At 33.8% G+C, this 7,641-nt stretch carries 11 protein-coding genes; 8 read left to right on the top strand and 3 right to left on the bottom strand.

Annotated features, from left to right (window positions below; genetic code table 11):
* Positions 1-616 precede the first annotated feature (616 nt).
* Both ABES02_RS28405 and ABES02_RS28400 read right to left on the bottom strand, forming a co-directional pair.
* Positions 617-823, bottom strand: a complete 207-nt coding sequence (locus tag ABES02_RS28405) for a DUF1657 domain-containing protein (protein WP_430141187.1) — start codon at positions 821-823, stop codon at positions 617-619.
* Positions 824-1,041: 218 nt separating this feature from the next.
* Positions 1,042-1,212, bottom strand: coding sequence for a hypothetical protein (locus tag ABES02_RS28400; RefSeq protein WP_430141185.1), 171 nt, complete (start codon positions 1,210-1,212; stop codon positions 1,042-1,044).
* A 274-nt stretch (positions 1,213-1,486) separates the two neighbouring features.
* Here ABES02_RS28400 and ABES02_RS28395 point away from each other — a divergent pair, with 274 nt between their 5' ends.
* The 4 genes from ABES02_RS28395 to ABES02_RS28380 all read left to right on the top strand — a co-directional run bounded on the left by ABES02_RS28395 (position 1,487) and on the right by ABES02_RS28380 (position 3,910).
* Positions 1,487-2,284 (top strand): hypothetical protein, encoded by a 798-nt coding sequence (locus tag ABES02_RS28395; protein ID WP_430141183.1) that lies wholly within the window; start codon positions 1,487-1,489, stop codon positions 2,282-2,284.
* 213 nt (positions 2,285-2,497) lie between these two features.
* Entirely contained in the window at positions 2,498-3,010 is a 513-nt protein-coding gene (locus tag ABES02_RS28390; RefSeq protein ID WP_430141182.1) for a DUF3916 domain-containing protein, read from the top strand.
* Positions 3,011-3,060: 50 nt separating this feature from the next.
* Entirely contained in the window at positions 3,061-3,513 is a 453-nt protein-coding gene (locus ABES02_RS28385; protein WP_430141180.1) for a UPF0158 family protein, read from the top strand.
* Between the two features lie 154 nt (positions 3,514-3,667).
* A complete protein-coding gene (locus ABES02_RS28380) occupies positions 3,668-3,910 on the top strand; it encodes a hypothetical protein (RefSeq protein ID WP_430141178.1) in 243 nt (80 codons plus the stop codon).
* Positions 3,911-4,097: 187 nt separating this feature from the next.
* On the opposite strand, the gene ABES02_RS28375 is transcribed toward ABES02_RS28380, so the two are convergent.
* Positions 4,098-4,484, bottom strand: a complete 387-nt coding sequence (locus ABES02_RS28375; RefSeq protein WP_420491692.1) for a hypothetical protein — start codon at positions 4,482-4,484, stop codon at positions 4,098-4,100.
* Between the two features lie 325 nt (positions 4,485-4,809).
* On the opposite strand from ABES02_RS28375, the gene ABES02_RS28370 reads away from it, so the two are divergent.
* The 4 genes from ABES02_RS28370 (at position 4,810) to ABES02_RS28355 (ending at position 6,919) form a co-directional block, all read left to right on the top strand.
* On the top strand, positions 4,810-5,226 hold the full coding sequence (locus tag ABES02_RS28370; protein WP_430141177.1) for a hypothetical protein: 417 nt from the start codon (positions 4,810-4,812) through the stop codon (positions 5,224-5,226).
* 76 nt (positions 5,227-5,302) lie between these two features.
* Positions 5,303-5,761, top strand: coding sequence for a DUF2716 domain-containing protein (locus ABES02_RS28365; protein ID WP_430141175.1), 459 nt, complete (start codon positions 5,303-5,305; stop codon positions 5,759-5,761).
* A 161-nt stretch (positions 5,762-5,922) separates the two neighbouring features.
* The gene (locus ABES02_RS28360; protein WP_430141174.1) at positions 5,923-6,426 is read left to right on the top strand and encodes an NUDIX hydrolase; all 504 of its coding nucleotides are present in this window, start codon (positions 5,923-5,925) and stop codon (positions 6,424-6,426) included.
* A 103-nt stretch (positions 6,427-6,529) separates the two neighbouring features.
* Positions 6,530-6,919, top strand: a complete 390-nt coding sequence (locus ABES02_RS28355; RefSeq protein WP_430141172.1) for a hypothetical protein — start codon at positions 6,530-6,532, stop codon at positions 6,917-6,919.
* The last annotated feature ends 722 nt before the right edge of the window (positions 6,920-7,641 follow it).

Genomic DNA, 7,641 nt, shown 5'->3' with positions numbered 1-7,641 from the left:
TTAATTCTCTTTTATATTAGATAAATTAGTAGTTGTGTGTTTTGTAGGACGGGTACATTTGAAGCACGGATTAGTCGGCAAAGCAACTAAATTACGGGCAGGACCCTGTGGGGCAGCATGGATGACATCTACCTCATGGAAAGGTTGGACGAAGGAATTTGAGAGCGAAGACTCTGTGAGGCATGGAAGGGTTGACCTCCATGAGAAATGTGGACATCCACCAGTGCGATCATATTTTTACTCATTTACCAATTTGTGTAAGTAATTAGGTGGTGGGTTATGAGTCTTTTTTCTTCTTGGGTCCAATTTTATCCTTTCGAGTGATATTTACCCACCTAAAAAGCAATTACTAGTAAATAAACAACTATGAAAATCTAAGAAAAACGAAGAAATCGTGAGATTTCGCTTTCTTTATTGAGGGAGGATAGTTTAATAAAAAATCAATCTTTATGACATATTTGAGCGATATTACGTAACGAATGTACAACTTAAAAAACTACCCTAGAAAGGTAGTCTTTAAAGATAGACGTATAAATTGTTTTCAAAGTATTATATGGAACTTAATTAATAAAGTTAATTCCATATAATAGGAAATGCCACTAAGTTCAGAACACAATTATTGTTGTTTGTATTGTGGTTCCTCGGCTTGAATTTCTTGAAGACGTGGTTCAAGACTTTCAAGAACAGATTGTGTTTGTTGTGCAGCTTGTTGATAAAGTTGTTTAGCGTTTTGGTTGTCGGTTGCTAAAGCGAAGGTTTCAAAGCTTGCTTGTGCACTTTTTAAACTTGCTAAAACTGTTTGAACGTCTTTTCCAACTGTCATTTAAAGACCTCTTTCCGCAATAAAATTGAAATTACAAAAGTAGTATGCGGAATATTTATTAGCTTATGTATTGGAGATTTACTAATTTTAACCTAATGCAAAACCATCCTAAAAAGGATGGTTAAGGAAAATGAACAAGATTTTGTTATGTAACATCATATGCAAATCTTGATTATCTATATTTAGACAATAACACAATTTTCAATATTTTGGATGATTTATTTCCCCCATAATTTTTTAACATTAAGCGAAACTATCTCTCGTCCATTTATTTGTTTATGGATAATGGGATTTTTGAAGGGGTCATAATTATTTTTGCTATCTGCTGTAGAAAAACGGGCACGTACATCAACACCTAGAATATTTCTAACGTATTTGTTGACCGTCATTTTAATCATCTCCTCCATTTAATTATTAAATATTATCTTTCTTGGGATTAAAAAAATTCAATAAAATTTAGTGCACAATACGAGGAAATTGTGCACTAACTCGGTTGGTGCTTGTTCAACTAACGAAGCAGTTTAGTGGAACAAGAATGTTTGTTAGTAAGATGGAAAAAGCACCTGAAATTTATAATTCGAATGTAAAAAATTAGTTCAGGTAGAATAAGAATGCAATGAAGTTGGGCATTTAGATCCATTTATAGGGCAGGAAGGTGTTAATGTGGATGAGTTTGAAAATATGATGGCGGAATTTAATGATTGGTTAGAGGATGCAAAAAAGAAAATAAAGGCTTCGGTTCAAATCGATCCATCGAAGTTAGATGCTTTTGTAAAGATTATCGCCGAGTTGTTCAGCATCAAACAGAAGTATGCGGACAAACTGTCAGAATTACGCACTGCTGCGGAAGAGAAAATTGTAAGGTTGGAGTATTCTAAAGGCGGAGAAACGATTCATCGTGGATACTACTGTCCAAGTCCAGTTTTAGATTTAATAATTGGTGGGATGAAAAGGGGCAGGCTTTTCAAAAAGAAGAAACCTGAATTTGGGAATTACTCTTACGAATATGGCTTTGATATGGATGGTAGACTGCTACGAGTAAAGGGTGTAAATGAGTTTACAACTCCAAACAGTCGTTTTAACGAAGAGTATTTGATATATATCGGAGATGTGGTTTATGGTTTGGAATTTGATAACTTAGGCGAATTGGGAGTGGTGTCCAAGTGCATTTACGATAACGGAAAATTAATGAAGTATGAAAGAAGCGTGTGTGGAATGGAGAAATTTGCTGATCTTCATTATGAGGAATACACATACGATAACGATAGGCTTTCCGAAGTGGATTTCTTTTTTAATATTTCGCCGCAATTAGAACTGTATGAAGAGGAAAGATTAAGTGTAGAACACGATCAAGATGGCAATATTATTAGATTAATCAGCGATGAAATTGTGGATGGTAAAGCAGAGCAGTTTATATATAATGTTAAACCGCCAAAAAAAACGGCTACACTAAAAATATAACGGCGTAGGGATAGCTCAATACACAAAAGGAGATTAATTTAGTTTTTATAAGATTTTATTATTAAACAAACTGGGTGCAAGAGCTTTAGGTTAAGCTGCTATTACTGGCGACTTTTTCTTATTGATGTAATGTAGCAGATTAGTTTTTAAAAAAATAGTAAAATGGAAAAGTGTAGAACCTAAGTGGAAAGAGAAATATGGAGTGGTAAAAAAATGAAAATAAAAAAAGTTCGTGGGTTAAAAACCAAAATCATAAAGTTTTATAAGAACTTTGAAGAAGATACTAAGGTTTTTCCTGCTGATTTTGATGGGTATTTTGAATATCATCTTCCTAATAAGGGCACCGACTGGCTTAATTCACCTAAAGTGCAATACAGGGTAAAAAGTGAATATTTTCAGTTTTTGATTGATAGGACTCAACATTTAATAAAATTAAAGCCTGCAGATTGCCCCTTAGCTAAAGTGCTTCTTATGATTGATTTTCATTATTGGTATGCTACTAAAGTCTATATACACAGTGTGATTGATGAACCTGAATTTGAATGGAACAATGGCGATGTTTCGGTAATAAAATTAAAAAATAACAGAGATTTTTCAAAAGAATGGAATGTAAAAATTCCTTCGGGATTTAATGTTATTGGAACTAAATCCACAATAATTAATAAGGATTATTTCGAACCCTTTGAAATATATGGTGGAGAAACTTGGTATATTGGAGAACTATGATCTGCAACTAACAGGTGCAATAGTAATAAATAAAAAAAGGTGATCTAATAATGACTATACAAGTGAAATTGAAAGATATAATAGAGGAAATGGAAATACAGTTTGAAGAGTCACGTTCATTCCTAAATATTAAGACGGGTGAAATAGTGTTAGTAACATCAGAGGACTTGAGAGCTTCTGAAGAAGAAAAAACATTTGATAATTTACCTGTATGGGAACAAGACACCAAAATGATTGCAATAGATGTGGTTGAAAACTTCGAAAATTATATAGAGTTTCCAACCAAATATGAAGTAAATGAGTATGAAATAATGGAAAACTTTTGCCTAATAGTAAGTGATGAACGAAAGCAGGACGCCTTATTAAGGTCAATCAGGGGAAAGGGTGCCTTTAGAAGGTTTAAGGACAAAATAATAGATTTTGAACTGGAAGACCAATGGTATTCATACCGTGACCATTGTTTTAAAAAATTGCGATTGAATGGTGTCAGGAAAATAAAATAAACTTTATTGAGTAGAAATAGCGGTGATTACTGAACCAACGGGTAATCACCTTTCTTATTAAAGTAAAGAAGCAGTTTTGTTGCAGAAGGATTTCCTAATGATACCAAAGAATATATTTGGTATCATACATAAACTGGGAAGGAGTAAGGATAGAGTGAAATATTTTATTTTAGCACTTTTAATCATTGGTATGGCACTTAGCACCATTGATTTTTTTCATCATTACGAAATTAATTTTGTGGTATCGCAAATTTTAGTGGGAATAGGAGTCCTTTTTAGCACTTTTAATATCTTTAAACAGAAATTGTCCAAGGGAATTTTCTATTTATTTATGATTTGTTTTTCTTTATTTCTTTTGTTTGATGTTTATAGGCTTGGAAAGTTATTGTTGTTTTAATAAAATTCTTATTATGCTAACGGGTGCTTGAGTTCAATAAGGGTTAGGTTCTGCGGCAGCCTTTTTTTGTTGTTCCACTATTGGGCAAGTTAGCTGGAGAAGGAATAGACGGGATTGCATAGAATAATTGTCCATAGAAAAAGGACTACTTAATTAATAGTCCCACATGTGAAAAGTTTTATTGTTTTTAAAAAATTCTTCTATTAATTAGTGTGCATCGTCGTGCACCCCTGTTGATTAAAGCCCGTGCTTGTCCTAGTGAAATTCTGACAAGTACTGCTTGGTCCATGCCGCCGACTTCTACATCAAACACAGCAAATGCCTCTCCATCCACAATAAATACACATTCCACATCTCTAATATTAAATCCATCAAAGTTGTTTAAAACTGTACATTCCATAACTCCTGCATTTATTAAAGTAGTTGCCTCTCGTGCGGAAATCCGAATAAACACGAATTCCTCGATGTCAACATTACCTGCTTCCACTTCAATTTCGGCTAAAAGAAAGAAACCATTTCTTCTCGTGCGGAGTACACAATTTGCCCCTATTGAAACAATATCATCCATACTCATATTCAAAACCCCCTTTCTACTATTAAATTCCGTAGTGAAGGAAAGGTGTGGACAAAATATAAATTAATTTTGTTTATCTATTTAAATTATGTTAGGGACCCTACGAGATGAATTGTGAGCAGGAATTCTTATGTGAAAAGAAGGTTGAATTTTCTTTTTAAGCTAACGGGTGCAAGAGTTTAAGACGGATCGCTGCGGCGGTCTTTTTTTGCTTATTGTACTAACGGTAGCAGGTTAGTGCGATAAGATTCAAATGAATTTTTAAAGAAAATTCAACAAGAACAGAATTTGAAATGGTAATATTTAATAAAAACGGGGTTGTATGATGAAATTGAAAAGTACAGTAATTATTATTATTGGATTATTTATCTTTCTTGGAGGCTGTAGTGATACTGTTGCACCTAAAATTCAAGATAAAAACCCCGAAGAAGCATCAATGAATTTTGATATGAACAATGTTAAACCTTTTTTACAGCATATTAGCCCATTAATAGATTCAGGTTTTTCAAAGAAAGAAATTACCCAAGTACAAGAAAAGATAGAAAAAATGAAACCCGATGATGAATATGAGGTTGGTAAATTCGATATTGTTTATCAAGACAAAAAGACTCAACTTATTATAAATGCTTTTATGGATAGTCCTGATGCACCTGATATTTATATTTTTACTACCCCTGATTTAGCTAACAAGATACAAGATGAAATGATTAAGTTTGCAGATGAATTGGAAGCTGATAATTAAAAAACTATGACATCCTTTATTCAATTAACGGGTGCGTTAATTTAAAAAAGTAAAATTAAAGGACGTGTTTAAGAAATTGAGACAAAAATTAAATGATAAAGAATATAGGAAAGTATGGGGGAGATTTAACAAAGAGTTTAAGTTTAAACCTAGTACGACAGAATTTCCTTCATATGAGGTGCCATCACCCTTCATCACATACGATATATCTCATGTTGACTTGATTGAGGTAGAAATGTCCGATGAAGACTATGAAAAAATTGTGTTTGCTATAACTAAAACTGCCAAAAATAACGAAAATGTGTACTTACTTGATTGGCAACATGAGTGTTTTAAGGTGAGTCAATTAGAACTTAAAGATTTTCCTTTGTTTGTTTTTCCCGACGGTGATTACACCTTTATCGTTAATGAAAATTTTACTTGGGGTTATTTAGGACACCCATGGGAGGAAACTATAACTGTTTTCGGTGACTTAGTCACTGAATTAATAAAGTGTCAACCTTATATTTTCTCTAAAATATTAAGACAGGGCTAACAGTCCTTCTTCAACAAACGGGTGCTAGAGTTTAAGAAAGGGTTGCAGCGGCGATCCTTTTTTTCTTGTGGTACTAACGTGGCAATTAGTCAAAGAAAAACAGGTGATTTTTATATCGGAGAGAATTTATATAGAAATACATAACTCAAGGTGGTTAGAAAATGGGAATGTCGGATTACTATAAAAAACTCCGAGAAAAAGTCGGCAATGAACTAATTTTTATGCCAAGTGTAGCAGCGATTGTTCGAAACGATTTGGGAGAAATTTTATTACAAAACAAAGGAAATGGCGAGAACTGGAGTCTCCCTGCTGGTGCAATTGAACTTGGAGAAGCACCTGCCGAAGCAGTTGTTCGTGAAGTATGGGAAGAGACAGGATTATATGTTCTTCCTAAAAAGCTATTAGGTGTATTTGTTGGGAAAGACTTTCGTTACCAATATCCTAATGGCCATCAAGTGGAGTATAGCGTCTTTATGTTTGATTGCGAAATTCAAAGTGGTGAATTATGCCCAATAGATAACGAAACGGCTGAACTTCAATATTTTAATCCAAGTAATATGCCTGAACTTGCTTTACCTTACCCTAAAGATATATTTTTACATGGGGAAAATAGTGAATTACATTTTCAGTGGAATGAACAGTGGTTAAAAAATCTATCTAAATAAAACTTTTTTTGTTGAGCTAACGGGTGCAAGAGTTAAAGAAAGTGATCGCTGCGGCGGTCTTTTTTCTTGTTGTGCTAAAAGGGGCAGTTTAGCGGAATAAGAATTGATAAAAATAATAATAATTACTGTTATTAGGATTTGGGATGTGATAGTTATTTGTGGAATAGATTTTGCAATTGGAGTTACCGACAAAGAAGCGTCAAAGGCAGAAAAATATGTTCATTTTAACGAAAGAATACACGCATACTTATTAAAAAAGGAAAAGGGTTATGGTAATGACTTTAATCTTCTTTTGAATCTTGACCCTTATCTTCAAACAATAATATATAGAGATAAGATTCCAGATTTAATAGTAATATGCGTAGCCTTAATTAATAAATATAATTTGTCTGGTGAAAAAGAACAAGAAATAACGACTTTTGCACAAGAATTAAAGGAACTATGCGAATTTGCGATAAAACAAAAGAAACATATATACGCTATTGGAGATTAGTTGATTTTTTCTTCTTAGTCTCGTTTTCCACCTTGTTCAGCTACGGGGTGCAAGACTCTAAGATCCAGAGATACCACATTCTTGGAGGCTTACTGTTCAAGATGAGGAATTACACATTTTAGAAAATATAGGCAGAGATAGTAACACTGTGTCATCCGAAGAATTTGAAACAGGGAAAATACATACCCCCTTGTGCAGATATGATGACCCTAAAACTTATAAATCCTTACTTGAAGGATATCTTAAGCTTTTAAATATGATGTTACCCAGTTTATTTGAATCTGCGAAGGTTGAATTGAGACTTACTGAAGAAGACTTGGCATTCGGTTATTTTTGTTTTGAAATCCATAGTGAATAAGCAGGATTGTGAAGAATCCTACTTAAGCTAACGGGTGCAAGAGTTGTGCGAAATGTTCCTGGTTTAAATTGAGATTGGTCACACAATGCTCTGGTAAAGGCTAGGCAGTTCCTTTCGGAACTGAAGGGTTATATCGAAGAATCAAATGACGGGGTAACGCCCTGAAGGGTTCTCTCTTAGTCGAATAGCACTGGATTTAGTAAGAATGATAGTGTTATAAGCTCGGTGAAAAGGCGTGAGAAATTACCGTACCAGTTCGGCTGACGAAAGCCTACTCGATGGAGTGGTGTAATTCATGGTGCTTGAGTTGAATGAATATGGTGAGAATGCAAATAAACCTACAAGAAAAGGGTAAGCTGACGAA

The organism is Neobacillus pocheonensis (assembly GCF_050477905.1).
GTDB classification, from domain to species: Bacteria; Bacillota; Bacilli; order Bacillales; family Cytobacillaceae; genus Neobacillus; species Neobacillus pocheonensis_A.
The sequence above is the reverse complement of the archived record's forward strand: the minus strand, read 5'-3'. Positions and strand labels throughout refer to the sequence as shown.